24 protein-coding genes are annotated in these 25,362 nt (G+C 69.1%); 9 read left to right on the top strand and 15 right to left on the bottom strand.

The window, feature by feature from the left end; genetic code table 11:
• Positions 1-21: 21 nt before the first annotated feature.
• Positions 22-849 carry a M55 family metallopeptidase gene (locus tag ACXJJ3_RS15500; RefSeq protein WP_458170743.1) on the top strand — a complete coding sequence of 276 codons (828 nt, stop codon included), beginning with the start codon at positions 22-24 and terminating at the stop codon, positions 847-849.
• 45 nt (positions 850-894) lie between these two features.
• Complete coding sequence (locus ACXJJ3_RS15495; protein WP_458170742.1) at positions 895-1,308, top strand: DUF2000 family protein; 414 nt, start codon at positions 895-897, stop codon at positions 1,306-1,308.
• A gap of 108 nt (positions 1,309-1,416) precedes the next feature.
• On the opposite strand, the gene ACXJJ3_RS15490 is transcribed toward ACXJJ3_RS15495, so the two are convergent.
• From ACXJJ3_RS15490 to ACXJJ3_RS15475, 4 genes are read right to left on the bottom strand one after another with little or no spacing between them, the layout of a single operon-like run.
• A complete protein-coding gene (locus tag ACXJJ3_RS15490) occupies positions 1,417-2,694 on the bottom strand; it encodes an NAD(P)/FAD-dependent oxidoreductase (RefSeq protein ID WP_458170741.1) in 1,278 nt (425 codons plus the stop codon).
• Positions 2,695-2,697: 3 nt separating this feature from the next.
• Complete coding sequence (locus ACXJJ3_RS15485) at positions 2,698-3,465, bottom strand: amino acid ABC transporter ATP-binding protein (protein ID WP_458170740.1); 768 nt, start codon at positions 3,463-3,465, stop codon at positions 2,698-2,700.
• Positions 3,462-4,178, bottom strand: coding sequence for an amino acid ABC transporter permease (locus ACXJJ3_RS15480; protein ID WP_458170739.1), 717 nt, complete (start codon positions 4,176-4,178; stop codon positions 3,462-3,464). The genes ACXJJ3_RS15485 and ACXJJ3_RS15480 overlap by 4 nt, the downstream gene beginning before the upstream one ends.
• Before the next feature lie 10 nt (positions 4,179-4,188).
• Positions 4,189-5,100, bottom strand: coding sequence for a substrate-binding periplasmic protein (locus tag ACXJJ3_RS15475; protein ID WP_458170738.1), 912 nt, complete (start codon positions 5,098-5,100; stop codon positions 4,189-4,191).
• 125 nt (positions 5,101-5,225) lie between these two features.
• Here ACXJJ3_RS15475 and ACXJJ3_RS15470 point away from each other — a divergent pair, with 125 nt between their 5' ends.
• Complete coding sequence (locus ACXJJ3_RS15470) at positions 5,226-6,359, top strand: CdaR family transcriptional regulator (RefSeq protein WP_458170737.1); 1,134 nt, start codon at positions 5,226-5,228, stop codon at positions 6,357-6,359.
• A 6-nt stretch (positions 6,360-6,365) separates the two neighbouring features.
• Here ACXJJ3_RS15470 and ACXJJ3_RS15465 read toward each other — a convergent pair whose 3' ends face one another.
• The 5 genes from ACXJJ3_RS15465 to sdhC form a co-directional block, all read right to left on the bottom strand.
• Positions 6,366-7,478: a WD40/YVTN/BNR-like repeat-containing protein gene (locus tag ACXJJ3_RS15465; RefSeq protein ID WP_458170736.1), complete on the bottom strand. Its 1,113-nt coding sequence runs from the start codon at positions 7,476-7,478 to the stop codon at positions 6,366-6,368.
• Positions 7,479-7,607: 129 nt separating this feature from the next.
• Positions 7,608-8,312 carry a succinate dehydrogenase iron-sulfur subunit gene (locus tag ACXJJ3_RS15460; RefSeq protein ID WP_458170735.1) on the bottom strand — a complete coding sequence of 235 codons (705 nt, stop codon included), beginning with the start codon at positions 8,310-8,312 and terminating at the stop codon, positions 7,608-7,610.
• Positions 8,312-10,054 (bottom strand): succinate dehydrogenase flavoprotein subunit, encoded by a 1,743-nt coding sequence (gene sdhA, locus ACXJJ3_RS15455; protein ID WP_458170734.1) that lies wholly within the window; start codon positions 10,052-10,054, stop codon positions 8,312-8,314. Before sdhA ends, ACXJJ3_RS15460 begins: the two co-directional genes overlap by 1 nt.
• A gap of 9 nt (positions 10,055-10,063) precedes the next feature.
• Positions 10,064-10,486 (bottom strand): succinate dehydrogenase hydrophobic membrane anchor subunit, encoded by a 423-nt coding sequence (locus tag ACXJJ3_RS15450; RefSeq protein WP_458170733.1) that lies wholly within the window; start codon positions 10,484-10,486, stop codon positions 10,064-10,066.
• A 1-nt stretch (position 10,487) separates the two neighbouring features.
• On the bottom strand, positions 10,488-10,865 hold the full coding sequence (gene sdhC / locus ACXJJ3_RS15445; protein WP_344199329.1) for a succinate dehydrogenase, cytochrome b556 subunit: 378 nt from the start codon (positions 10,863-10,865) through the stop codon (positions 10,488-10,490).
• Positions 10,866-11,055: 190 nt separating this feature from the next.
• Here sdhC and ACXJJ3_RS15440 point away from each other — a divergent pair, with 190 nt between their 5' ends.
• Positions 11,056-11,889: an MBL fold metallo-hydrolase gene (locus tag ACXJJ3_RS15440; protein ID WP_458170732.1), complete on the top strand. Its 834-nt coding sequence runs from the start codon at positions 11,056-11,058 to the stop codon at positions 11,887-11,889.
• Here the strand turns inward: ACXJJ3_RS15440 and ACXJJ3_RS15435 are convergent.
• The 5 genes from ACXJJ3_RS15435 to ACXJJ3_RS15415 form a co-directional block, all read right to left on the bottom strand.
• Entirely contained in the window at positions 11,886-13,094 is a 1,209-nt protein-coding gene (locus ACXJJ3_RS15435) for a glycosyltransferase (RefSeq protein ID WP_458170731.1), read from the bottom strand. The genes ACXJJ3_RS15440 and ACXJJ3_RS15435 overlap by 4 nt on opposite strands.
• Positions 13,091-14,215, bottom strand: a complete 1,125-nt coding sequence (locus ACXJJ3_RS15430) for a glycosyltransferase family 4 protein (RefSeq protein WP_458170730.1) — start codon at positions 14,213-14,215, stop codon at positions 13,091-13,093. The genes ACXJJ3_RS15435 and ACXJJ3_RS15430 overlap by 4 nt, the downstream gene beginning before the upstream one ends.
• Before the next feature lie 134 nt (positions 14,216-14,349).
• Positions 14,350-15,417, bottom strand: a complete 1,068-nt coding sequence (locus ACXJJ3_RS15425) for an ABC transporter substrate-binding protein (RefSeq protein WP_458170729.1) — start codon at positions 15,415-15,417, stop codon at positions 14,350-14,352.
• Positions 15,418-15,443: 26 nt separating this feature from the next.
• The gene (locus tag ACXJJ3_RS15420) at positions 15,444-16,265 is read right to left on the bottom strand and encodes an ABC transporter permease (protein WP_458170728.1); all 822 of its coding nucleotides are present in this window, start codon (positions 16,263-16,265) and stop codon (positions 15,444-15,446) included.
• Positions 16,262-17,068, bottom strand: coding sequence for an ABC transporter ATP-binding protein (locus tag ACXJJ3_RS15415; RefSeq protein WP_458170727.1), 807 nt, complete (start codon positions 17,066-17,068; stop codon positions 16,262-16,264). The genes ACXJJ3_RS15420 and ACXJJ3_RS15415 overlap by 4 nt, the downstream gene beginning before the upstream one ends.
• Before the next feature lie 159 nt (positions 17,069-17,227).
• Here ACXJJ3_RS15415 and ACXJJ3_RS15410 point away from each other — a divergent pair, with 159 nt between their 5' ends.
• From ACXJJ3_RS15410 to ACXJJ3_RS15395, 4 genes are read left to right on the top strand one after another with little or no spacing between them, the layout of a single operon-like run.
• A complete protein-coding gene (locus ACXJJ3_RS15410) occupies positions 17,228-18,838 on the top strand; it encodes an ATP-binding protein (protein ID WP_458170726.1) in 1,611 nt (536 codons plus the stop codon).
• Positions 18,835-19,527 carry a response regulator transcription factor gene (locus ACXJJ3_RS15405; RefSeq protein WP_458170725.1) on the top strand — a complete coding sequence of 231 codons (693 nt, stop codon included), beginning with the start codon at positions 18,835-18,837 and terminating at the stop codon, positions 19,525-19,527. The genes ACXJJ3_RS15410 and ACXJJ3_RS15405 overlap by 4 nt, the downstream gene beginning before the upstream one ends.
• A 30-nt stretch (positions 19,528-19,557) precedes the next feature.
• Positions 19,558-20,781: a hypothetical protein gene (locus ACXJJ3_RS15400; protein ID WP_458170724.1), complete on the top strand. Its 1,224-nt coding sequence runs from the start codon at positions 19,558-19,560 to the stop codon at positions 20,779-20,781.
• A 55-nt stretch (positions 20,782-20,836) separates the two neighbouring features.
• The gene (locus ACXJJ3_RS15395) at positions 20,837-22,411 is read left to right on the top strand and encodes an acyl-CoA mutase large subunit family protein (protein WP_458170723.1); all 1,575 of its coding nucleotides are present in this window, start codon (positions 20,837-20,839) and stop codon (positions 22,409-22,411) included.
• A 383-nt stretch (positions 22,412-22,794) separates the two neighbouring features.
• On the opposite strand, the gene ACXJJ3_RS15390 is transcribed toward ACXJJ3_RS15395, so the two are convergent.
• Complete coding sequence (locus ACXJJ3_RS15390) at positions 22,795-23,976, bottom strand: amidohydrolase (RefSeq protein WP_458170722.1); 1,182 nt, start codon at positions 23,974-23,976, stop codon at positions 22,795-22,797.
• 264 nt (positions 23,977-24,240) lie between these two features.
• On the opposite strand from ACXJJ3_RS15390, the gene ACXJJ3_RS15385 reads away from it, so the two are divergent.
• Complete coding sequence (locus tag ACXJJ3_RS15385) at positions 24,241-25,320, top strand: BMP family lipoprotein (protein WP_458170721.1); 1,080 nt, start codon at positions 24,241-24,243, stop codon at positions 25,318-25,320.
• Positions 25,321-25,362: the final 42 nt, after the last annotated feature.

The raw sequence follows: 25,362 nt of genomic DNA, 5'->3' as shown, positions 1-25,362 counted from the left end.
GTTAGAACATACGCTCTGGGTGTGAAGGTCTATGTGAGTGCGGACATGGAAGGCGTCACCGGAGTCGTCGACGCGGAGGACGTGCAGCCGCCTGGGCGGGACTACGAGCGCGCCCGGGTGCTGATGACCGAGGACGTGAACGCCGCCGTCCGCGGCGCATACGCCGCCGGCGCCGCCGAAGTACTCGTGAACGATGCGCACGGCCCGATGCGCAACCTGCTGCCGGACCTGCTCGACCCGCGCGCCGTCCTGATCAAGGGTCGCCCGAAGCCGATGGGAATGATGGAGGGGCTGACGCCGGAGCACGACGCGGCGCTCTGCATCGGCTACCACGCCCGCGCCGGAATCCTCGGCGTCCTCAGCCACAGCTTCATGGGCCATGAGATCGAAGACATCTGGCTCGACGACCAACTCACCGGCGAAATCGGCCTCTTCCACGCAGCCGCCGCAGCCCACGGCGTGCCAGTAGCCCTCCTCACCGGCGACGACACCGCCTGCGACGAAATGAAGGCCTGGGACCCCATGGTCGCGACCGTCCCTGTCAAACAAGCCAAAGACCGCTTCGCCGCCCAACTGGTCCCCGTAGCAGAGGCCCGCGCGGCAATTGAGACAACCACCACCGAATCCCTCCGCACTCTCACCACCCCTGACCCGACCGCCGGCTCCCGCGCCCTCGCCGTCCGCTGGCAGTCCGCCTCGGTTGCTTCTCATCTCACCGCCATCCCCGGCGTCACCCGTCGCGACGACCGCACAGTTGTCGTCACCGACGACATGCTCCAGCTCTACCGAATGTTCAACCTGTTCCTCCGCGTCTGCTCCTCCGTCACCTCGAATCCTCCTTACTGCTAAAAACGTACAAGACCTGCACCGCCCAGAACCGGCAGTCTTCGAGCTGTGGAAAAGTTCGATACGAAGATTGCCGTGCTGCTGCGGGACGACCTGGCTGTCTGGCAGCGGTTGAACGTGACCGCGTTTCTGGTCAGCGGGATTGCCGGGACGCACCCCGAGATCATTGGTGAGCCCTACGAGGATGCCGACGGGACCGAGTACCTCCCGATGTTCCGCCAGCCGGTGATGGTGTTCGAGGGGTCGAAGGAGTTCATGACCACCGCCCACGAGCGCGCCCTCGGGCGCGGCATCGAGCACTCGGTGTTCACCCAGGAATTGTTTGCCACCGGCAATGACCAGGACAACCGTGCAGCGGTGAAGGCTGTCCCGACGGCCGAGCTCGACCTGGTCGGGATCGCCTTCTACGGCCCGAAGAACGCCATCGACAAGACCCTCAAGGGCGCCACCAAGCACCACTGAGCACGTATCACTCGGGACTGGCCGCATCGTTTGAGGGGTTAACGCCTGAGATGCTGCGTTTGCGGTCGGTGTGCGGATCGGTAACCCCACCTCTCAGGCGTTAACCCCTCAAATGGGCGGCGCCGGGAACGGTTGCTGCGGCGCCTTGGGTCGCCAAGCGCCGCTGAGGTAGCGCTCAGGGGCGAAGGGCCGCAGTTCCGCCGGGCGGGTGTTGTCCAGGATCAGTGGTACGACGTGCCGGGCGGTGCCGGGGGCGAGGGTTAGGCCTAGCATGCCGTGGCCGGTGGCGACGTAGAGGCCGGGGTGGGTGGGGATGGGGCCGATCAGGGGGAGGCTGTCGGGGGTTGCGGGGCGCATGCCGGCGAAGGTGGCGGTGGAGGGGCCGGGGCGCCAGGTGGCGAAGTACGGGGTGGTGCGGTCGAGGATCGTGGTGAGGCGGCGTTCGGTGATCGGGCCGCCGGGTCGGCCGAGGTCGAGGCGGGCCGCGATTCGGACGCCGTCGGCGAACGGGGTCACCGCGATGCTCGGTTCGACGAGCTTCACCGCGACCTGCGGGGCGCGTCCGGTGCCGGGGGTGGTGATGCTGTATCCGGTTGCTGCCAGCAACGGAATCCGTACGCCGAGTACCGCCAGCAACTCGGTCGTCCAGGCACCCGCCGCCACCAGCAACCGATCCGCCGCGAATCGTCCGACGCTGGTCTCCACCTCCCACCCGGGGCGCAGCCGGCTGACCGTCGCGTTGATCAGTCGTCCGCCCGCAAGGACAAGCTGTTCCTGCAGAGCACGCAGTACCTGCTCAGGCCGCACCTGCACCTCGTCGACCGCATGCACCGCGCCGGAAACAGCCGGGCCCAACGCAGGTTCGCGCGATCGAGCAGCGGCGCCGTCCAGGACGTCGTACCCGCCCTTGTACCCGGCCGACGTCGTAGCCTCCGCCAGCTGTGCGACCTCGTCCAACCCGGCCTGCGTCACCGCCGTCATCAGCAGCCCTGTCTGCTGCAGCTCCAGCTCGGCCCGGTCCTGCAACCGCGCGAAGTCGTCCACACACCCGGCCCCCAGGTCCAGCACGGCCCGCAACCCAGCGGCGTACCGCTCCGCCGAACTGCTCCGCACGAACCCCACGATCCACCGCAACAACGTCGACGTCAGCCGCGGCGCCACGCTGAACGGGGCTTCCCGATGCAGCGCCTGCCGCGCGGAGTGCAGCAGTACGCCGGGACCGGACAACGGCGCCGACAACGCCGGTACGACCCACCCGGCCGCGGCCGGCGACGCGAACCCGGCCTGCGGGCCCGCGTCCAGCACCGTGACGTCGGCCCCCGCCTCCGCCAGCCCGACCGCCGACCACAGCCCGATCACCCCGCCGCCGATCACCAGGACGCGCATCCCTTACTGCCCTGCCGCGTAGGAGGCGAGGAACGTCCGGGTCCGCAGCTCCTGCGGCTTCCCCAGTACGTCGGCGGGCGCGCCCTGCTCGACGATCCGGCCGCCGTCGACGAACACCACCCAGTCCGCGACGTCCCGTGCGAACGGCAGTTCGTGGGTTACCAGCACCATCGTCATCCCGTCGTCGGCCAGCTCCCGCATCACTCGCAGTACCTCGGCCGTCGACTCCGGGTCGAGCGACGAGGTCGGCTCGTCGAACAGCAGTACGGACGGCTTCAACGCCAGCGCCCGCGCGATCGCGACCCGTTGCTGCTCGCCACCCGACATCTGCTCCGGATAGGCGAGCGCCCGATGCCCCAGACCGACGCGCCGCAACAAGGCAACGGCCTTCTCCAACGCGTCCTTCTCGGAGGCACCGGCTCGCAGCTGCGCGAGCATCACGTTCTCGACCGCGGTCAGATGCGGGAACAGGTTGAACTTCTGGAACACCATCCCCACCGACTGCCGCAACCGCGCCAGGTCCCGGCACTGCACCGACGACCCGCTGAAGATCGTCTCGCCGGCCACCTCCAGCAAGCCCTCGTCCGGCTGCTCCAGCAGGTTGAGACAGCGCAGCAAAGTGGTCTTCCCGCCGCCACTCTGCCCGATGATCGCGACGATCTTCCGGTGCCGGACAGTCAGGCTGACCCCGTCCAGCACCAGCCGCCCGCCGAACGACTTGTTCAGGTTCTCGATGCGTACCACGACATCGCTCAGCGCCGTGACACTCATGCCGCCCCTCCTTCCAGCAAGGCGCGCGCGGCCCGCAACCGGCGCCGGCGCCTCGGGGTCAGCGGGACGCCCGCGCGGATCTTCCGTTCCAGCCAGAGCAGACCCTGCGACAGCGGGTAACAGAGCGCAAAGTAGATCGCCGCGATCACCAAATAGACCTCCAGCGCGCGGAACGTCGCGGACGTGATCAGCCGGCCCTCGGACATCAGTTCGGCCGCGGAGATCGTGACCAGCAACGACGTGGACTTGAGCAGGTCGACCAGCATCGTGTTCGTCCCGGGCAGCGCGGACCGCAACGCCTGCGGGAACACGACGTACGCGAACGTGCTGATCCGGCCGAGGCCGAGCGCCTCGGACGCCTCCTGCTGACCGTCGTGGACGCCGGAGATCGCGGCCCGGAAGATCTCCGACAGGTACGCCGCGTAGAACACGATCAGGCTCACGCAGCCCGCGCTGAACACGTCCAGCCGGAGCCCGGCCGACGCGAGGCCGAAGTACGTGACGAAGATGATCGCGAGCAGCGGGATGTTCTTGAACACCTCGGTGTAGATCGCGGCCGGGATCCGCAGCACCCGGTGCCGGGCGACCCGGAGCAGCGCGAGCGCGAGGCCGAGGACGGCGGCCCCGGCGAAGCTCGCGATCGTGTAGAGGACGGTGCGGACCAGACCGTCCAGCAGCGCGGGCGCGTAGTCGCCCCAGGGAACTTGGAACATCGCGCTCTCCTCAGATCGACGGGGGCTGCCAGCCGGCCGGACGGTCGACGCCCTGCCGGGACTTGGCGATCCCCGGCGCGGGCTTCAGGAACTGGTCCGGGTCGCCGCCGTACTTCTGGATCAGCTTGGTCAGCTCGCCGTTGTGGTACATCGCCCGGATCTGCTCCGAGATCGCCTTCTCGAGCGCGGTCGACTGCTTCGGCAGGTAGAACGCGGTCATGTACGGCTGGAAGTACTGGTACGCCGGGTGCGCCTTCAGGTCCGCGGCCGACGGCGGCGTCAGGTACTGCGTCTCGACCTTGAGATCCGGGCGCTCCTTCTGCGCGGCGAGGACCAGCAGCGGATCCAGGAAGCCGACGTTGATCCGGCCGGCGCCGAGGTCGTCGAAGACGCCGTTGCCGTCCGGGTACGCGTGCAGCTTGGCGCCCGGCACGGCCTGGATCGACTTCACCCAGACGTACCCCTCGACCGTGCCGAGGTCCTTGCCCTGCAGGTCCTGCACGGTCCGGTAGTGCTCACCGGACCGGACGGCCATCGCGGGCGGCGAGTAGTACGGCGGATCCGTGAACAGCCCGGCCTTCTGGCGTTCCGCGGTCCAGGCGACGCCGCCGATCGTGATGTCGACGCGGCGCGACTGGACGCTCGCGAGCATTCCGGCGAAGTCGGTCAGCTCCGGCTTCACCGTCAGCCCGAGCTTCCCGGCGACCGCGTTCAGGATGTCGGCGTCCAGGCCGGCCATCTTGTCGCCGACCATCGAGGTGTACGGCGCGTACGGCTGGATCGCGACCTTGAGGACGCCCGGCTCGAGCGTGCCGAGCGCGGCGGCCGCGTCCGAGACCGGGGGCTTGGAACCGCCGCAGGCGGTCAGCGAACCGGCCGCCAGCGCGACGGCGAACAACGCAGTAACGAGTCTTCTCGACATGACGTGCCTTTCCGTGGCCTCACCCCGATCACTTCCAGGCTAGGGAGATGGTCCGGCGGCGTCATTGGACGAGTCGTCCATGAATTGTTCAGGTTTCGGGTGTTGCGTCGTACGCTTCGTCCAAGATGCTCTCTGCTCCGTTGGCCCAGCAGATCGCCCGCGACACCTCCGAGGTGATCGGGTACAACGTGCTGATCACCGACGACCGCGGGATCGTGATCGGCAGCGGGGACCCGGCCCGGGTCGGGTCGTTCCACGAGGCGTCGGTGGCGGTGCTGGCGTCGCAGCAGGCGGCCTGGCACACGGCGGCGGAGGCGGCGCGGCTGCGCGGGGTGAAGCCCGGGATGACGCTGCCGATCGTGATCGACGGCGAGGCGGTCGGGACGGTCGGCATCACCGGATCGCCGCGGCAGGTCCGGCGGTTCGGCCTTGTCGTACGGCGGCAGACCGAGATCCTGCTGCAGGAGTCGATGGAGGTCCGCTCGCGGCTGCTCCGGGAGCGCGCGCTGGAGGAACTGGTCCGGGACATCGGGTCGTTCGACGCCGACGTGGTCGATCCGGCGTTCCTGGTGGCTCGCGCGAAGGAGCTGGGCTTCGACCTGACCGTGCCGCGGACGGTGATCATCGTCGAGGTGGCCGAACCTGTTGACGGGGTTGCTGTCCGGCCGGAGCTTCTCCGCACCCTCAGGCAGACCTTCGGGCCCTCGGACCTGGTCGCAGCCCTACCCGCAAGCCGCTTCGCGGTCCTCCCCACGCTGCTGCGCGCTGGAGGTGTGCGGCGGCGGGGGTTGGGGGAGAGGGTGGTTCGGGCGGTGGGGGACTGTTATGGGTTCACCGCTCGGGTGGGGGTGGGTGGGGCTGCTGCCGGGATTGTGGAGTTGGGGGCGGCGTACGGCGATGCGGTCGACGCGCTGCGGCTCGGGAAGGAGTGCGCGCCAGGCGAGACGGCGTACCTGATCGACGAGTTGCGGAGTCAGCAGGTGCTGGCGGCGGTCGGGCCGCGGGCGCGGGGTCGGCTGGTGAGCGTCGTCGCCGGCGAGCTCGCGGCGCATTCGGACTGGCCGGAGCTGCGGGACACGCTGATCGCCTGGTGCGAGTCCGGCTGCAATCTCGTCCGGACGGCGGAGGCCCTGCACATCCACCGCAACACGCTCATCTACCGCCTGGAGAAGATCGAGCGCCTCACCGGCACCTCGTGGCGCGACCACCGCGCCACGCTCACGCTCTACCTCGCCTGCCTGGCGTCCCAGCTGGACTAGCTCGAACTAGCGCGGCGCGAACTTCGTCCAGGTGGTCCCGTTGTCGGTGCTCAGCACGACCTCGGTGGTACGCCGCTTCGGCACCTCCGGCCCGTACAGCAGCCGCTGGTCACCGGACAGGTCGGCCAGGTCGCCCGGATACCCGCCGTTCAGCTTCGCGGCGCCCTCGCTGATCCGGTACACCCGCGGCCGGGCGCCGGGCGGTCCGCCGATCATCAACGCCGTACCGTCGTCGAACGCGACCGGCGACGTGCTCAGGCTGAGCGGCGGGTTCTGTACGGCGGTCCAGTGGTTTCCGCGGTCGGTGGAGATCGCCATCTTCGCGACCTGCTGCCCGGTGTCGGTGACGACCACCGTGGTGCTGACCAGAGTGTGCCCGTCCGGGCTGACCGCGAGCTTGCCGAGCTGGTTGTGGGTGTCCAGCGACTGTGCGCCCCACGTCTTGCCGCCGTCGTCGGTCCAGACGATGTCGGTCCGGCCGATCCCGCTGAGCATCCAGCAGCGGCCCGTCCCGTCGCAGATCGGCGACCGGGTGCCGCGGCCCTGGAGGACGCGGACCGTCGAGTCCTCCGGGTTCACCACCACGATCCGGCCCGGCACGATCTGGTCGGACAGCACCTCGCCCTGGCTGAACGTCGGGGTCGGCACGCGGTACCGGAGCTTGGTCAGCTGCGGTCCGTCGTACGTCAGCCGGAACATCATCGACGCGCTGCCGTCCAGGGTGCCCTCGACGGGCGGCGCGACCGCGATCGCCTCGGTGCCGGTCTGCAGCGTCACGTACGGCACTGCCCAGGTCGGCGCGGTGGCCCGGACGCCGTCGCGGTCGACCACGGCGGCGTACTTGCAGCCCGGGCCGGTCGTGCAGTCCGACCAGCCGGCGGCCCACCGGTTCCGGGTGGCCATCGTCATCGACAGCACCTGCGCGCGGGTCGAGGTCACCACCGCGGTACCGGGCGGACCGGCGACGGCCGGCGAGACCAGCGGCGGCTTGTCCGCGGCCGCCTCGGGCGTCGACAGGTGCAGGACGGCGACGACGATCGACGTGATCGCGGCGAGCACCCCGACGACCAGGAACGGCGGCATGCTCCGGGGCAGGCCGCAGCGCTCCAACAGCTCCACCGAGCGACGGTAGAAGCGGTCGGACAGCTCACGCAGGCGCGGCTCCACTGTCACCCCCCAAGGCAGAGATCTCCCCCGCGCAGCAGGGTCAGGTCGGCGGCAGAATCTTACCGTGCGGGAAGCGCAGGCTCAGACCCGGCGGAAAATGAGCGCTCGTTTCACTTCCTGGATCGCCTTGGTCACCTCGATGCCGCGGGGGCAGGCGTCGGTGCAGTTGAAGGTGGTCCGGCAACGCCAGACGCCTTCGGCGTCGTTCAGGATCTCCAGGCGCTGCTCGGTGCCCTCGTCGCGGCTGTCGAAGATGAACCGGTGCGCGCCGACGATCGCCTGCGGGCCGAAGTACTGGCCGTCGGACCAGAAGACCGGGCAGGACGTCGTACACGCCGCGCACAGGATGCACTTGGTGGTGTCGTCGAAGCGGTCCCGGTCGGCCTGCGACTGGATACGCTCCCGGGTCGGCTCGTGACCGTTGGTGACCAGGAACGGCATCACCGAGCGGTACGCCTCGAAGAACGGGTCCATGTCGACGACCAGGTCCTTGAGCACCGCGAGCCCCTTGATCGGCTCGACGGTGATCTCCTTGTCCGGGTTCAGGTCCTTGATCAGGGTCTTGCAGGCGAGCCGGTTCCGGCCGTTGATCCGCATCGCGTCCGAGCCGCAGACGCCGTGCGCGCAGGACCGCCGGAACGTCAGCGTGCCGTCCTGCTCCCACTTGATCTTGTGCAGCGCGTCCAGCACCCGGTCGGTCGGCTCGAGCGTGACGGAGTACGTCTTCCACTCGGCCTCGTCGACGACCTCGGGGTTGTACCGGAGGATCTTGACCTTGACGTCCATCAGTACTTGCGCTCCATCGGCTTGTAGCGGGTCTGGACGACCGGTTTGTAGTCGAGCCGGATCGTCTCGTTGCCGTCCGCATCGACCTCGCGGTACGCCATCGTGTGCCGCATGAAGTTCACGTCGTCGCGCTTGTCGTAGTCCTCGCGGAAGTGCCCGCCGCGGGACTCCTTGCGGGCCAGCGCGCCGACGACCAGGACCTCGGCCAGGTCGATCAGGAAGCCCAGTTCGACGGCCTCGAGCAGGTCGGTGTTGAACCGCTTGCCCTTGTCCTGGACGGCGACGTTCGCGTACCGGGCCTTCAGCGCCTCGATGTCGGTGAGCGCCTGCTTCAGCGAGCCCTCGGTCCGGTACACCTGCGCGTTCAGGTCCATCGTCGCCTGCAGGTCGGACCGGATCGCAGCGATCCGCTCCTCGCCGGTCGAGTTCCGCAGGCCCTCGACCAGCTCGACGACGTACGCCGACGGGTCGTCGGGAAGCTCCTCGAAGGCGGCGGTCTCGGCGTACTCCGCGGCCGCGATCCCGGCGCGCCGGCCGAACACGTTGATGTCCAGCAGGGAGTTGGTACCCAGCCGGTTCGCGCCGTGCACGGAGACGCAGGCGACCTCACCCGCGGCGTACAGGCCGGGGATCACGTCGTCGTTGTTGGCCAGCGCCTCGCCCTTGATGTTGGTCGGGATGCCGCCCATCGCGTAGTGCGCGGTCGGGAACACCGGGATCTGCTCGGTGTACGGCTCCACGCCCAGGTACGTCCGCGCGAACTCGGTGATGTCCGGGAGCTTCGCGTCGATGTGCGCCGGCTCCAGGTGCGTCAGGTCGAGCATCACGTACGCGCCGTCCGGACCGCAGCCGCGGCCCTCGCGGACCTCGTTCGCCATCGCCCGGGCGACCATGTCCCGCGGTGCCAGGTCCTTCACGGTCGGCGCGTACCGCTCCATGAAGCGCTCGTTGTCCTTGTTCCGCAGGATGCCGCCCTCACCACGGGCCGCCTCCGACAGCAGTACGCCGAGACCCGCCAGGCCGGTCGGGTGGAACTGGAAGAACTCCATGTCCTCCAGCGGCAGGCCCTTGCGCCAGACGATGCCCATCCCGTCGCCGGTGAGCGTGTGCGCGTTGGACGTGGTCCGGAACACCTTGCCGAAGCCGCCGGACGCGAAGATCACGGACTTGGCGTTGAACACGTGCAGCTCGCCGGTGGCCAGCTCGTACGCGACCACGCCGCTCGCCTTGCCGTCGGTCATCAGCAGGTCGAGAACGTAGTACTCGTTGAAGAATTCGACGTTCTGCTTGATGCACTGCTGGTACAGCGTCTGCAGGATCATGTGACCGGTACGGTCCGCCGCGAAGCAGGAGCGCCGGACGACGGCCTCGCCGTGGTTGCGGGTGTGCCCACCGAAGAAGCGCTGGTCGATCTTGCCCTCGGCCGTCCGGTTGAACGGCAGCCCCATCTTCTCCAGGTCGAGGACCGCGTCGACGGCCTCCTTGCACATCACCTCGGCGGCGTCCTGGTCGACCAGGAAGTCACCGCCCTTGACGGTGTCGAAGGTGTGCCACTCCCAGTTGTCCTCTTCGACGTTCGCCAGCGCGGCACACATGCCGCCCTGGGCCGCGCCGGTGTGCGACCGGGTCGGGTACAGCTTGGTGAGGACGGCGGTCCGGGTCCGCTTGCTCGACTCGAGGGCCGCGCGCATTCCGGCGCCACCCGCGCCGACGATGATGACGTCGTACTGGTGCTGCTGCATCAAGATCCTTTATTTGCAGACCGACAACGTGGAGTTGGGGTCGAGGCAGGGGTCGAAGGTGAAGATCACCAGGGTGCCGAGGACCACGACCACGAGCGCGGCGGTGATCAGCAGGGCCTTGAGCCAGAACCGGGTCTGGTCCTTCTCGGCGTAGTCGTTGATGATCGTGCGCAGGCCGTTCGAGCCGTGCAGCATCGCCAGCCACAGCATCAGCAGGTCCCAGACCTGCCACAGCGGGTTGGCCCACTTGCCGGCCACGAACCCGAAGTCCAGCGCGGTGATCCCGCCGCCGAGCATCAGGTTCACGAACAGGTGCCCGAGCACCAGGATCACCAGGGCGAGCCCGGACAGCCGCATGAACAGCCAGCTGTAGAGCTCGAAGTTGGTCTTGGTCCGGCGGCTGCTGCTCCGCGGTGCGGCGATGTCGGTCATGTCAGCCTCCGAACACGTGGCTCAGGTGCCGGATCACGAACGGCACGAACAGGACCACCCAGAGCACCAGCACGCCGATCATCAGCTGCCGCTGGTAGCGCGGGCCCTTGGCCCAGAAGTCCACCAGGATCAGCCGGACGCCGTTGAAGGCGTGGAACAGGATCGCCGCCACCAGCCCGACCTCGAGCAGCCCGACGACCGGGTTCTTGTAGGTGCCGATCACCTCGTTGTAGGCGTGCGGCGAGACCCGGACGAGCGCGGTGTCCAGCACGTGCACCAGCAGGAAGAAGAAGATCCCGACACCGGTGATCCGGTGTGCGACCCATGACCACATGCCCTCCCGGCCGCGGTAGAGCGTGCCGGCTGGTTTGCTGGGCAAACCCGTCCTCCGATCGGACCGAAGAAACCTGGCGGAATCCAGGTCGGTTCGATGCTAATCCCGCCGTACCGGCCGAAAGGTCCAGACAGGTGTGAGATCCGTCGCGTCGATGGCCCATCCGCACCGGCCCGGAGTGGCCCTCGACGGTTGGCCTTGACTTCAACTTCACTTGAGTTCGTTGACTTCCGGCATGACTGATGAGGGGAAGAACACGGTGAGTTTCTGGATCTGTGCAACGTGTGCGGTCGAGCACTCCGAGCAGGTCGCGGTGTGCGCGATCTGCAACGACGAACGGCAGTGGGTGCCTGCCGACGGGCAGCACTGGACGACGCTCGAGGAGCTGGCCGGGACCGAGGTCACGATCGACGAGGTCGAGCCCGGCCTGTACGGCATCCGGTCGAAGCCGCCGGTCGGGATCGGTCAGCAGTCGATGCTGTTGACAACGACCGCGGGCAATCTGCTGTGGGATCCGATCGGCTACGTGGACGACGACGCGGTCGCTCGGGTGCGGGAGCTGGGTGAGGTGACGGCGATCATCGCCAGCCATCCACACATGTACGGCGTTCAGGTCGAGTGGAGCCGTCGGCTGGGCGGCGTACCGGTGTATGTGGCCGAGGCGGACAAGGAGTGGGTCGCGCGGCAGGACCCGGTGATCCGGACCTGGTCGGGGGAGCTCACGCCGCTACCGGGTGTGACCGTTCTGCAACCGGGTGGGCATTTTCCGGGCAGTGCGGTGGTGCACTGGGCGAACGGTGCCGACGGCAAGGGAGTGATCCTGTCCGGCGACACCATCTTCGCGAACCCGGACCGGACATCGGTCAGCTTCATGCGCAGCTACCCGAACCGGATCCCGCTGTCCGGCGCGGTCGTGGACCGGGTGGCGCGTTCGCTGGATCCGTTCGAGTACGACCGGCTGTACAACAACTTCGGCGCCTCGATCCCGGTGGACGCGAAGGCTGTCGTCCGGCGGTCGGCGGACCGGCATGCCGCCTGGGTCCGGGGCGACTACGACCACCTGACCTAGGCAGCCAGGCGGGCGTGGGCCAGGCGGCTGTGCAGGGTGAGCATCCGGTCGACGCAGGTTTGCCAGCGGTAGAGCTCGGCGCGGCGGCGGGCCGCCGCCCGCCGGCCGGGGAGGTCGGCGAGGGCCAGTACGGCGTCGGCGAGGTCCGCGGGGTTGGCCGGGGCCCAGCGGCCGCAGGTCTCGTCGACCAGTTCGCGGGCGCCGCCGGTGTTCGCGGTGACCACCGGCGTACCGGCGGCCAGCGCCTCCAGGACCGCCAGACCGAAGGTCTCGCCGGGGCAGACGGAGAGCGCGATGTCTGCCTCGGCGAGGTGCTTGGCGAGGGTACGGCGGCCGTCGACGTACCCGTGGAAGTGCACCGGCGCGTCACCGGCGATCTCCAGCAACTCGTCGAGGTGCGGGCCGGTGCCGTACACGTCCATCCGCAGGTTCACGCCGCGCCGGTGCAGCTCGGCCGCCGTGGCGACCGCGAGGTGCGGACTCTTCTCCCGCGACAGCCGCCCGGCGTGGACCAGCTTGAGTACGCCGTCGTCCGAGGGCGAACCCAGCGACGGGTGGAACGTCTCCAGGTCGACCCCCAACGGGATCCGCACCAGCGGCGTCGTCACCTCGTCGAACTCGGCGGCCGCGTAGCGCGAGGTCACCACGACCGCGTCGTACGTCCGGCCGAGGATCTTGTACAGCGCGGCGACGGTCGCGACCATGTGCAGCTGGCTGTACTTCACGCCGTCGGCGCCCCACCACGCCTGCCGCAGGTTCGCCCCGCCGAGCATCCGGCCGGGCCGCAGTACGTCGTTGCCGCCGAGCTGACCGGGACGCGCGGCGCCCAGCGCGAGCATCGCGTCCAGGCGCTCGTGGCTGAACAGGACCGTGCCGATGTCGTTGCGCCGGGCCCAGCGGGCGACCGGGAGCAGCGTCGACTTGTCCGAGATCTCGACCGTGGTCGGCCCGAACTTCTTCAGCAGGTCGATCACCGTCCACGGGTTGGTGATCAGCCGGTACCCGCCGCTCACCTTCGGGGCCTTCACCCGGACCACCGTGCCGAGCTCGGTCTCGACCACCACGTCCTTCTCGCCGGGCGTGATCACGATCCGCTCGGCACCGGCCTCGACGTACCCCTGGCCGACGTGCTCGATCGCGGTCCGCATCCCGCCGGACGTCGGCCCGACGAAGTTCGCCAGTTGCGCGATCCTGAGCCCGTTCATGCGACGTGCCGGACTGCGGCGGCGTCCCGGAGTACCTCGGCGTAGTGCCGGTCCACGAGATCGTCGACGACGGCCGGCCAGGTCCGCGACTGCACCCGCTGCAGGCCGCTCGCCGCCATCCGGCCGCGGGCGGTCGGGTGATCGAGCAACGTCTTCACCGCGTCCCGCAGCGATCCGGGTACGCCGGGTTCGAACAGCAGGCCGTTCTCGCCAGGGTGGATCAGGTCCAGCGGGCCGCCCGCGGCCGGGCCGACGGTCGCGACGCCGGAGGCCTGCGCCTCCTGGATCGTCTGGCAGAACGTCTCGTGTTCGCCGGTGTGCACGAACACGTCCAGCCCGGCGAAGATCGCCGCCAGGTCGGTGCCGCGGCGCATCCCGAGGAAGGTTGCCGTCGGCAACGCATTCTCGAGGGAGGCGCGGTCCGGCCCGTCGCCGACGATCACGATCCGGCAGTCCAGGTCGGTCAGTTCGGCGAGCCTGCGGACCTTCTTCTCCGCGGCCAGCCGGCCGACGTACCCGACGATCGGCCTGCCGTCCGGGGAGATCTCCCGGCGCCACTGCTCGTCGCGGTTCGCCGGGTCGAAGAGGTCGAGGTTCACGCCGCGGCCCCAGCGGTACACCCGCGGGACGCCCCGCTGCACGAGCGCCTCGACGGCCGAAGTCGACGGCGCCAGGGTGCGGTCGGCGCGGGAGTGCGTGCGGCTCACCCAGCGCCAGATCCCGCGGTCCGCGGCGGCGTACCAGGGGTACTGGCGGGCGAAGCCGGCGATGTCGGTCTGGAAGATCGCGACCGTCGGTACGCCGAGCCGCCGCGCCGCGCGCAGCCCGTACGCGCCGATGATGAACGGCGACGCGAGGTGCACGAGATCGGGCTTGAAGTCGGCCATCGCACGCTCGATCGACGGGTCCGGCAGGCCGACCGGGTACTCCTTGTACCCCGGCGTCCGGAAGCTCCGGGCGCGCAGCACCGGGACGTCGCCGTACGTGTCCGGGCCGGGTCCGGGGGCGATGATCAGCAGCTCGTGCCCGCGGGCGCGGAGCCGGTCGGCGACGTGGCGAGCCGTGTTCGCCACGCCATTGATCTGCGGCAGGAAGGTCTCGGCCACCATCACGATTCGCACACTTCGAAGGTTCCTCACCGCTCATGAACCCTGGGCGACACTCTCGTGACACGGCGTCGATGGCCTGTCGACGGCTCAAGGGCCGCCGGGTGACCACTTGGTGACCACCCGGCGGCCGATCCAGGTCCGGCCGCTCAGCTGAGCGGCTGAGCCGCCTGGACGAACTCGTTCGTGTAGGTCTTCGAGAGGTCGATCGCCTTGCCCTTGACCTTGGGGTTGAACGCTCCCAGCACGGCCAGGCAGGTCTTCGGCCCGTCGGCGGGCATGATGCCACTGGGGTTGAAGATGCCCTTCTCGCTGTTCAGTGCCGCCGTGTACGACGCCTTGCCCACACCGGCGTAGTAGTCCGGCGGCATCATGTCCGCGATCTGGGCGGCGGTGTGCGTCTGGATCCACTTCAGCGTGGCGACGTACGCGTTGACCAGTTTCTGTACGACGTCCTTGTGCGACTGCACCCAGCTCGTCTGCATGTACAGCGAGGTGGCGGGATAGGTGCCGCCGAGCGACTTCTTCGCGCCTGCCGCGGTCCGCATGTCCTCGATGATGTACGCCGTCTTGTCCGCGAGCAGCTTCGACACCGTCGGCTCGGTGGTCATGCCGCAGTCGATCTGCTTGTGCTGCATGGCCGCGATGAACGTGTTGCCGGCCTGTACGCCGATCCGCGTCGTCTGCGACGGGTCGATGCCGTTCTGGGTCCCGAGGTACTGGGTCAGGAAGTCGGTCGACGAGCCGACGTCCGTGATGCCGAGATGCCGGCCTTTCCAGTCCTTCGGGCTGGTGACCGTACCCTTCAGGTCCGACCGGCACAGCTCGACCTCGCCGGGGACCTGCAGCATCGACACCACCGACTCGGCGCTCTGGTCCTGCGCCCGCAACGCGATCGTGTGGTCGTAGAACCCACCGGTTCCCTGGACCTTGCCGGCCATCATCTCGGTGGTGGCGTCGACGCCGGCGCCTTCGCCGATCAGGCTGACGTTGACGCCGGCCTTGTCGTAGTACCCGAGCTGCTTGGCCAGCATGAACGGCAGGTAGATCTGCTTGTCCAGTCCACCGACCATGATCGTGACCTTCTCGCCGCTCGCACTGGAGCTCGATCCGGCGACCACCTGTCCGGAGCCGCCCTGGGCGTTGTTGGCGCAGCCGGCCAGGCCGAGGGCGACGGCGCACGCGATCGAGGTGACCACCGCGGTACGTGATTTCATGACTTTCTCCTTCTGTGGTGGGTGGTTCAGACCGCGGCGGGCTCGGCGTCGCCGAGTTGCGCGGGGCGCCAGCGCAGCAGCCGGCGCTCCAGCCGGGTGATCAGGAATTCGGCGAGCAGCGCCACCACGGCCATCAGGACCATGCAGGCCAGTACGCCGCTCTGGTTGAAGTTGCCCTGGGCCGTCTTGATCAGCATTCCGAGGCCGCGCTCGGCGCCCAGGAACTCGCCGACGATCGCGCCGATGATCGCGAAGCCGAAGCTGACGTGCAGACTGGCGAGGATCCAGGTGAAGGCCGACGGCAGCACGACCTGGCGGGTGACCTGCCAGCGGGACGCGCCCAGTTGCCGCGCGTTGGCCAGCAGGTTGCGGTCGACCTCCCGCGTGCCCTGGAAGGCGTTGAAGAACACGCCGAAGAAGACCAGCACGATCACCAGCAGCACCTTCGAGGTGAGGCCGAGCCCGAACGCCACCAGGAACAGCGAGCCCAGCACGATCCGCGGGATCGAGTTCATCACCTTGATGTACGGCGCCAGTACGTCCGCGAGCAGCCGGCTCCGGCCGAGTGCGATCCCGGCCACGACGCCCGCCAGGACGCCGATGACGAAGCCGATCACGGCTTCCTCCATCGTCACGAAGATCTGCTCGCCGAGGCTGCCCTGCGCCGTACCCTGGGTGATCCAGGTGACGATCTGCGACCACACCGCGCTCGGCTGGCCGAAGAAGAACGGGTCGATCAGCTTGGTCCGCGCGGCGATCTCCCAGCCGCCGAGCCAGAGCACGAGTACGCCGATCCGGAGCGCCAGGACCAGCCGGCGGCGCGGCGTCCACGGCCGTCCGCGGCTCATGCCGCCACCTCGATCGTGGTACTGCGGGCGTACGCCTCGGCGACCTCGGCGCGCAGCGCCTCCCAGATGTGCCCGTACAGCGCGACGAACGACGGGTCGAACCTGATCTCCTGGACGACCCGCGGCCGCGGCAGGTCGATCGCGAACTCGGCCTTCACCGTGCCCGGACCGGCGGTGAGTACGACGACCTTGTCGGCGAGCGCGATCGCCTCCTCCAGGTCGTGCGTGACGAAGACGACGGCAGGCTTGGTCTGGTCCCACAACGACAGCAGCTCGGTCGACATGATCGAACGCGTCTGTACGTCGAGGGCGCTGAACGGCTCGTCCATCAGCAGGATCCGGGGCTGGTTGATCAGCGACTGGGCCAGCGCCACCCGCTTGCGCATACCGCCCGACAACTGGTGCGGGTACCGGTCCTCGAACCCGGCCAGCCCGACCCGGCGCAGCCAGTCCCGGGCCTGGGTCCGCGCCTCGGCCTTCGGGGTGCCGCGAAAGAGCGGTCCCGCGGCGACGTTGTCCAGCACGTTCTTCCACGGGAACACCGCGTCCTGCTGGAAGACGAAGCCGGTCGTGGGGTTGATGCCGGTCACCGGCTGCCCCGCCACCAGTACCTCGCCCGCCGACGGCTCCTCCAGCCCGGACACCAGCGTCAGCGTGGTGGACTTGCCGCAACCCGTCGGACCGACGACGGCGCAGAACTCGCCGTCGGCCACGGTCAGGTCCAGGTCCTTCAGCGCGGTGTAGGTCCCGCCGTCGGCGGTGCGGAACCGTTTGGTCACCCCGCGAAGCTCGATGGCCGTCATGGTCTGCTCCTTCAGTCGTGAGTGGCGTCACACTAGGAAGCAGGCGGCAACGGCCGGAACCCTTGTCCGCGTTGCGCAAGTTAGTCGCGATAGCCGTGGTTTTGTGCGTTCTTCTCAGCCACTCTGGGGTGATCGCAGCCGCCCGGAAGGAAGTGGAACGTGAGATTCCAACGGGCCACCCTGGCGTCCCGGATACTGCTCGCCGTCCTTGCGATCGTCGGGCTCACGATGGCGGCGGGGCTGGCGCTGTACGTGTCGGTGACGCGGGAGACGGCCGACCGGAACGCCGAGGAACGGGCCGCCGGCATCGCCACCTCGGTGGCGGACCTGCCGCTGGTCGCGCAGGCGATGACCGATCCCGGCGTCCGATCCGAGCTGCGCGCGGCCGCCGATCACGTGGTCGCCGACACGGGCGCGTCGTACGTCGTCGTCATCGGCGCGGACGGCGTGCGGTACACGCATCCGATCGCCGCGCTGATCGGCCAACGGATCGAGGAGCCGGTGGTGGCGCTCGACGGCAAGGTCCACACCGGCGTGGACAACGGAAGCCTGGGCCGGTCGGCGAACGCCCGGGTCCCGGTCCGCAACGTGGCCGGTACGCCGATCGGCGAGGTCTCGGTGGGTATCCGGGAGAGCGACGTCTCGGCGCGGGTCAGCCAGGTGGTCTGGCCGGTCGTCTTCTACACCGCGCTGGTGCTCGCGATCGGCGTCGCCGCGTCGCTGATCCTGGCGCACGCGATCAAGCGGGTCACCTTCGGCCTGGAGCCCGCCGAGATCGTCGGGCTGGTGCAGGAGCGCGAGGCGATGCTGCACGGCATCCGGGAAGGGGTGATCGCCTTCGACCCGGACGGCCGGGTGAACGTGCTGAACGACGAGGCCCGCCGGCTGCTGGATCTCCCGGCCGCACAGCTCGGCCAACGGCTCCCGGAACTCGTCCCGGCGGGACGGTTGCGTGACCTGCTGTCCGGCGTGGTGGCGGGCAGCGACGTAGTGGTTGTCACGGACAACAATCTTCTGGTGCTGAACCGGATGCCGGTGATCGTGGCCGGCCGGAGCGCGGGCTGGGTGGTGACGATCCGGGATCGGACCGAGCTCGAGGCCCTGGTCCGTCAGCTCGACTCGGTGGAGGCGCTGACCACGGCGCTCCGGGCGCAGGAACACGAGTACTCGAACCGCCTGCACGTCCTGTCGGTGCTGCTCGGCATCGGCGAGGTCGAGGAGGCGACGGCGTACGCCGAGGAGGTGATCGGGCAGTCGTCGCTGGCGGCGGACGTCGTACGGTCCCGGATCGCGCCACCGGTGGTCGCGGCGCTGCTGATCGCGAAGACGACGGTGGCCGCCGAGCGGGACGTCGAGGTACGGCTCGCACCGGGCAGCGAACTGCCGGCGGGCGACCTCGACTACACGCCGCTGCTGACCGTGCTGGGCAATCTGATCGACAACGCCGTCGATGCCGTGTCCGGTGCGGCGGCGTCGTCGCATCCCCGCGGACGGGTGACGGTGGAGCTGGACGGAAGCACGTCCGAGGTCCGCCTGGTGGTCTCCGACACCGGCCCGGGGATCCCGGCTGACCGGCTGGCCGACGTGTTCCTGGACGGGTATTCCACCAAGGAGCCGCGGGACGGCGGGATGCGGCGCGGCGTCGGCCTCGCACTGGTGCACCGGCTGGTACGGCGGGCCGGCGGGACGATCGCGGCGACGTCGCCTGCTGGGGCCAGGTTCGAGGTTCGGCTGCCGCTGTGGACCAGGGCGAAGGAGACGGTGTCGTGATTCGGACCCTGATCGTGGACGACGACTTCCACGTCGCGCACGCGCACGCCCGGAGCGTTGCCAAGGTGCCGGGTTTCGTCGTGGTCGGTGAGGCGCACTCGGCGGCGGAGGCGTACGAGTCGGTGAGCGCGGCCGCTCCGGACCTCCTGCTCCTCGACATGTACCTGCCGGACCGGACCGGTCTCGATCTCGTCCGGCAGCTCGCCGCCGAACCGGCCGGGTCGTCAGGGACCGGCGTACCGGATTTCATCCTGATCACCGCGGCACGCGACATCGAGTCGGTCCGGGCGGCGATCCAGCTGGGTGCGATCTACTACCTGGTGAAGCCGTTCGCGTTTCCGGCGTTGCGCGAGCAGCTCGAGGCGTACCAGCACTGGCGGCTCCGGCTGAGCGAGACCCGGGAGGCCGACCAGGACACCGTCGACACGCTGTACAGCATGCTCCGCTCACCGGCGGCCGATGCCCGCCAACGGCGCCGGCTGCCGGCCACGATGGCGCGGGTGCTCGACACGGTGGCCCGGGCGACGACGTCGGTCGGTGCGGCGGACGTGGCGGAGACGCTCGGTGTCAGCCGGCCCACCGCGCAGCGGTACCTGGCCATCCTGGTCCAGCGAGGGCTGGTCGAGCTCGACCTCGCGTACGGTGCCACCGGTCGTCCCGAACACCGCTATTCCGCCCGGCTCCGCTGACTCGCACCCGGGCTGTGCTTGGTTGGTGGTATGCGAACTCTGGGGATCGTGGTCGCGGTGGCGGTCGTGCTCGGCGCGCTGCTGTGGTGGCGGAGCAGCCGGAAGACCAAACGGGACCGGGACAAGAACCTGATCAGCTGGTGGGGGACGCGGAACGGCTGGCGCTACACGACCGGGTCGGACGGGCTGCTGGACCGCTTTCACGGTACGCCGTTCTCCGACGGCACCAGTCACGACGTCCAGGATCTGCTGTCCGGGAACACGATCGCGGGCCGGCCCGGGCTGTTGATGCAGTTCAGCTGGTACTACACGCCGGACCTGCCGCAGTCCTCGTCCACCGGGTCGAGCGGCCTGCGGAGCGGGATCTGCGCGGCCGCCGTCGTCGAGCTGCCGAGCGCGCTGCCGGCGCTGACAGTACGGCGATCTGCGCCGGAGGACGTGGTCCGCGGGCACGGGATCGAGTTCGAGAGCGGGCAGTTCAACGAGCGGTTCCGGGTCGAGGGCGCGGACCTGAAGTTCGCGCACGACGTGGTGAACCCGCGGGTGATGGAACTGCTGCTAGACGACCCCGAACCGCCGCACTTCGCGATCGACGGCGCCACCCTGGTCGTCTGGCGCGACGGCAAGGTGAGTACGCCGCCGGAGCTCGGCGCGCTGGCGGACTTCGCGGGGCGGCTGCTCGAACTGATCCCGGCGTTCGCGCTCGAGGGAGGCGGGCCGGGCGACGGCCCGATCTCGACGATGCCGCCGGCGCTGCTCGGCGAGTCGCCGACCGGGGCGATCGCGTTCCTGCAGCAGCTCGACCACCGCGGGCACCACCTCGAACGCTACGAGCACTTCTCGGAGCTGTGGCGGGAGAAGAAATGGGCGGTCGTGGTCAAGATCGACGTACCGACGCTGTGGCCGGTGTGCATGACGGTCCCGAAGGCGCTCGCGCCCGCCGGGGTGATCCCGCGGTTCGACGACGAGTACCTGACCGGCGACCCGGCGTACGACCAGCTCTTCGCCACCGGCACGCCGCGCCCGGACTTCGCCAAGGTGCTGCTGACGCCCGAGCTGACCGGTTTTCTCGCGAACGACCGGCGTGCGCTCCGCGCGCACTTCATCTTCCAGTCGGCCCGCCAGGCCCAGCTCTGCGTGATGGCACACGGCCGCCTGTCGGACCAGACCCTCGCCGACACGCTGACCGATCTGGCGTGTGACGTGTATCAACATCTGTCCTCGGAGGCGCTCGCGTTCCGTCGGGACGCGTGACCGGGAGTGCCCGAGGTCATACCAGTGAGGTGGTGGTTCGGAATACCTTGGGGGGATGAGTCATCGCAGCGAGTCGGGGTTCGAGTTCGCGCCGGTGTACGGGCCGCTGGACGGGTTCGACCCGGCGACCCAGCTCGGCGAGCCGGGGCAGTACCCGTACACCCGGGGCGTGTACCCGACGATGTACACCCAGCGGCCCTGGACGATGCGCCAGTACGCCGGGTTCGGTACCGCGGCCGAGTCGAACCAGCGGTACCACCAGCTGATCGACCACGGCACGATGGGGCTGTCGGTGGCGTTCGACCTGCCGACCCAGATGGGGTACGACTCCGACGCCCCGATCGCGCACGGCGAGGTCGGCAAGGTCGGGGTGGCGATCGACTCGATCGACGACATGCGGGTGCTGTTCGACAAGATCCCGCTCGACCAGGTGTCGACGTCGATGACGATCAACGCGCCGGGTTCGGTGCTGTTGCTGCTGTACCAGTTGGTGGCCGAGGAACAGGGCGTCTCCGGTGACAAGCTCACCGGCACGATCCAGAACGACGTACTCAAGGAGTACATCGCCCGCGGCACCTACATCTACCCGCCGAAGGAGTCGCTGCGGCTGATCAGCGACATCTTCGCGTACTGCCAGGCCGAGCTCCCGCGCTGGAACACGATCTCGATCTCCGGGTACCACATGGCCGAGGCCGGTGCGACGCCCGCGCAGGAGATCGCGTTCACGCTCGCGAACGGGATCGCGTACGTCCGCGCCGCGGTCGCGTCCGGGCTGGACGTCGACGAGTTCGCGCCGCGGCTGTCGTTCTTCTTCGTCGCCCGGACGACGCTGCTCGAGGAGGTCGCGAAGTTCCGGGCCGCGCGGCGGATCTGGGCGCGGGTGATGCGCGACGTCTTCGGCGCCAAGAACCCCAAGTCGCTGATGCTGCGCTTCCACACCCAGACGGCCGGCGTCCAGCTGACCGCCCAGCAGCCCGAGGTCAACCTCGTCCGGGTCGCGATCCAGGGCCTGGCCGCCGTCCTCGGCGGGACCCAGTCCCTGCACACCAACTCGTACGACGAAGCCATCGCGCTCCCGACCGAGAAGGCCGCCCGCCTCGCGCTCCGCACCCAGCAGGTCCTCGCCTACGAGACCGACGTGACCGCGACCGTGGATCCCTTCGCCGGCTCGTACGTCGTCGAGTCGCTGACCGACGAGGTCGAGGCCGCCGCGGTCTCGTTGATGGACCAGGTGGAGGAGTACGGCGGCGCCGTCGCCGCGATCGAGCAAGGCTTCCAGAAACAGGAGATCGAACGCTCGGCGTACAGCATCGCCCAGCAGATCGACTCCGCCGAACGCGTCGTCGTCGGCATGAACAAGTTCAAGATCGCCGACGAGGAACCGTACGAACCCCTCCGCGTCGACCCCGCCATCGAAGCCCAGCAGGTAGCCCGCCTCACCACCCTCCGCGCCACCCGCGACCAGCCCGCCGTCGACGAAGCCCTGGCCGCGCTCAAGAAGGCTGCCCAAGGCAACGAAAACTGCCTCTACCCGATGAAACAGGCCCTCAAGTCCCGAGCCACCGTAGGCGAAGTCTGCAACACCCTCCGCGAAGTCTGGGGCGTCTACATCCCCGCCGACACCTTCTGACCCCACCGCTCCGCGGCACCTGCTGGTTCCCCGCCTCCGGCGGGTGCGCGGGGAGGTGTCGCCGGGTGGAGGCGGTCGCGCAGGGGTGCTGTGGTGAGTGGGGCTCTTCGCAGGTGGGGGCGCAGCCGGGTCCGACTCCTTCGGCGCGCTGCGGTCGCCCCACTGACGGGTTGTATAACGACTGCCGCCGCCGAGTCGTGGCGAATGGTTGGCACCCCCTGCCCCGAGTCGTGAGAAAAGGCGCCGAAATCCGACCACAATCCACGACTCGACGAACACGTACCGAGCCGTTCGCCAGTTGATGCTGCCGCCGGCGCCTTCGCCGTGCTGCGCACCCGCCGGAGGCGGCGGTCGTCGCGGAGCGGCGTCCTTTCGCGGAGGTGTCAGTCCAGGAGGGCTGTTGAGGTTAGGACGGTGGTGCCTAGGGTGATGGCTTCTTCGGAGGGGGTGAAGCCGGGGGTGTGGAGGTCGGGGGCGGATTCTTGGGTGGGTGGGCGGACGCCGAGGCGGGCCATGGCGCCGGGGACGTGTTCGAGGTACCAGCCGAAGTCTTCGCCGCCGAGGCTTTGGTCGGTGGGGGCTACGGCGCTGGTGCCGAGGGTTTGCTGGACGGCGTTCTGGAGGACGCTGATCGCGGTGGTGTCGTTCATGACCGGCGGTACGCCGTGCGTGACCTCGGTGTCGACCTCGACGCCGTACGGCGTGACCAGTTGTGCGGCGAGCGACGGGATGAGTTCCTCGGCGAGGCGCCAGGCGTTCACGTCGAGGCAGCGCAGGGTGCCTTCGGCCTCGCCGCGGGACGGGATCGCGTTGGCGGCGGAGCCGGAGGTGATGCGGCCCCAGACGAGGGACATGCCGGCTCGCGGGTCGACGCGGCGGGAGAGGGCGGCGGGGAGTTCGGACACGAGGGTGGCGAGTGCGTAGACGAGGTCGGCGGTCAGGTGCGGGCGGGACGTGTGGCCGCCCGGGCCGGTGAGCCGGACGAGGAGCCGGTCGGCGGCCGCGGTCAGCGCCCCGACGCGGAGCCCGACCTGGCCGACCTGGAGCCGCGGGTCGCAGTGCAGGCCGTAGATCCGGCGTACGCCGTCCAGCCCGCCGGCCGCGATCACTCCGAGCGCACCGCCGGGCATGACCTCTTCGGCCGGCTGGAAGATCACCCGGACGCGCCGGTCGAGCTGCCCGTCGCGGGCCATCCCGGCCAGCACCAAGGCAGCCCCGAGCAGCGCGGACGTGTGGACGTCGTGCCCGCACGCGTGCGCCACCCCGTCGACGACGGACCGCCACGGTACGTCGGCCCCGTCCGGCACCGGCAGCGCGTCGATGTCGGCCCGGAGCGCGACGCACGAGTCGCCGGCGCCGATGTCGCAGATCAGCCCGGTCCCGGTCGGCAGTACCCGTGGCGAGAGCCCGGCCGCGACCAGCGCCTTCTCCAGCAGCTCGGTCGTCCGTACCTCGTGCCAGCCGAGTTCCGGGTGCGCGTGCAGGTCACGACGTACGGCGACCATGTCCTCGCGCACCGCCTCGACCCGGGCCAGGACGTCGGCGACCAGCAGCTGATGAGTCATCCCGCGATTGTGCCACCCCGTTCACCCAGCGCGCCGACCACGGAACGTGAGCGTAACCACGGAGCGTGCACACCGTGATCTCGGCACAGCAGCCCGTGACCGTGCCGGAGAAGTTGTCGAAATGTGACGCAAACGCCGGTCACTTTCCGGTATCGAGGCCTGCTCGACGTTCAAAGAAAGACGGACAGCGCCCTATAGTCTGCGGATGGTACGTGGGGGAAGGCGTACCTGTTAAAGGATTCTGGTCGACGAAGGAGACGTCCGGTGAAGAAGTACGTGCGGGGAACGGCGATCGTGGGCGTACTGACGCTCGCCGTCGCCGCTTGTGGCAGCAAGCCGACCGACAGCAACTCGAGCGGCAGCACCGCCAACAAGAACTTCAAGGCCTGCATGGTCTCCGACTCTGGGGGCTTCGACGACAAGTCGTTCAACCAGACCTCCTACAAGGGCCTGCAGGACGCGGTCAAGGAGAAGGGCCTGACCGAGGTCAAGGCCGAGTCGAAGTCGGACAACGACTACACGACCAACATGACCGCGATGGTGAGTGCCAAGTGCAACGTCATCGTCGCCGTCGGCTTCAAGCTCGAGGACGCCACCGAGGCGGCCGCCAAGGCGAACCCGAACATCAAGTTCGCGATCGTCGACTCGGCGCCGAAGGCACCGATCGCGAACCTGAAGCCGCTGCTGTTCAACACCGCGCAGACCAGCTTCCAGGCCGGCTACCTGGCCGCCGCGATGACCAAGTCCGGCAAGGTCGGTACGTTCGGCGGCCTGCAGATCCCGACCGTGACGATCTTCATGGACGGCTTCGCGCAGGGCGTGCGGTACTACAACCAGCAGAAGAGCAAGAACGTCCAGGTGCTCGGCTGGGACGACCAGAAGCAGAAGGGCCTGTTCACCGGCGACTTCGAGGACAAGGCCAAGGGCCAGAACAACGCGCAGAACCTGATCACCCAGGGCGCGGACATCCTGTTCCCGGTGGCCGGCCCGTCGGGTCTCGGCGGCCTGCAGGCGGCCAAGGCCAGCAACGGCAAGGTCAACGCGATCTGGGTCGACACCGATGGCTGCGTGAGCGCCGCGGAGTACTGCTCCACCCTGCTGACCAGCGTCGAGAAGGGCATGGACGTGGCCGTGAAGGACGCGGTCCTGTCGGTGCTCGACAACAAGTTCGACAACACCCAGTTCACCGGCACCCTGCAGAACGGCGGTACGGCGATCGCGCCGTTCCACGACTTCGACAGCAAGATCCCGGCGGACGTGAAGTCCGAGCTGGACACGATCAAGGCCGACATCGTCAGCGGCAAGATCGTCATCGAGTCGAAGGTTCAGCCCAAGGCGTCCTGATCCGCCACACATTTGCGTAGTACGGTGCGAGCCAGGTAAGGC

The sequence above is a fragment of the Kribbella sp. WER1 genome, from assembly GCF_054189145.1.
Note: the sequence above shows the minus strand (reverse complement) of the source record. Positions and strands in the feature narration are given on the sequence as shown.

What these genes read in the sequence shown, in the direction of transcription:
- ACXJJ3_RS15415 (WP_458170727.1), bottom strand. Translation starts at nt 17,068, where the DNA reads ATGACGGCCATCGAGCTTCGCGGGGTGACCAAACGGTTCCGCACCGCC.
- ACXJJ3_RS15470 (WP_458170737.1), top strand. Translation starts at nt 5,226, where the DNA reads ATGCTCTCTGCTCCGTTGGCCCAGCAGATCGCCCGCGACACCTCCGAG.
- ACXJJ3_RS15480 (WP_458170739.1), bottom strand. Translation starts at nt 4,178, where the DNA reads ATGTTCCAAGTTCCCTGGGGCGACTACGCGCCCGCGCTGCTGGACGGT.
- ACXJJ3_RS15400 (WP_458170724.1), top strand. Translation starts at nt 19,558, where the DNA reads ATGCGAACTCTGGGGATCGTGGTCGCGGTGGCGGTCGTGCTCGGCGCG.
- ACXJJ3_RS15425 (WP_458170729.1), bottom strand. Translation starts at nt 15,417, where the DNA reads ATGAAATCACGTACCGCGGTGGTCACCTCGATCGCGTGCGCCGTCGCC.
- ACXJJ3_RS15420 (WP_458170728.1), bottom strand. Translation starts at nt 16,265, where the DNA reads ATGAGCCGCGGACGGCCGTGGACGCCGCGCCGCCGGCTGGTCCTGGCG.
- ACXJJ3_RS15435 (WP_458170731.1), bottom strand. Translation starts at nt 13,094, where the DNA reads ATGAACGGGCTCAGGATCGCGCAACTGGCGAACTTCGTCGGGCCGACG.
- ACXJJ3_RS15390 (WP_458170722.1), bottom strand. Translation starts at nt 23,976, where the DNA reads ATGACTCATCAGCTGCTGGTCGCCGACGTCCTGGCCCGGGTCGAGGCG.
- ACXJJ3_RS15450 (WP_458170733.1), bottom strand. Translation starts at nt 10,486, where the DNA reads ATGACCGACATCGCCGCACCGCGGAGCAGCAGCCGCCGGACCAAGACC.
- ACXJJ3_RS15475 (WP_458170738.1), bottom strand. Translation starts at nt 5,100, where the DNA reads ATGTCGAGAAGACTCGTTACTGCGTTGTTCGCCGTCGCGCTGGCGGCC.
- ACXJJ3_RS15460 (WP_458170735.1), bottom strand. Translation starts at nt 8,312, where the DNA reads ATGGACGTCAAGGTCAAGATCCTCCGGTACAACCCCGAGGTCGTCGAC.
- ACXJJ3_RS15440 (WP_458170732.1), top strand. Translation starts at nt 11,056, where the DNA reads ATGACTGATGAGGGGAAGAACACGGTGAGTTTCTGGATCTGTGCAACG.
- ACXJJ3_RS15490 (WP_458170741.1), bottom strand. Translation starts at nt 2,694, where the DNA reads ATGCGCGTCCTGGTGATCGGCGGCGGGGTGATCGGGCTGTGGTCGGCG.
- sdhA (WP_458170734.1), bottom strand. Translation starts at nt 10,054, where the DNA reads ATGCAGCAGCACCAGTACGACGTCATCATCGTCGGCGCGGGTGGCGCC.
- ACXJJ3_RS15485 (WP_458170740.1), bottom strand. Translation starts at nt 3,465, where the DNA reads ATGAGTGTCACGGCGCTGAGCGATGTCGTGGTACGCATCGAGAACCTG.
- ACXJJ3_RS15395 (WP_458170723.1), top strand. Translation starts at nt 20,837, where the DNA reads ATGAGTCATCGCAGCGAGTCGGGGTTCGAGTTCGCGCCGGTGTACGGG.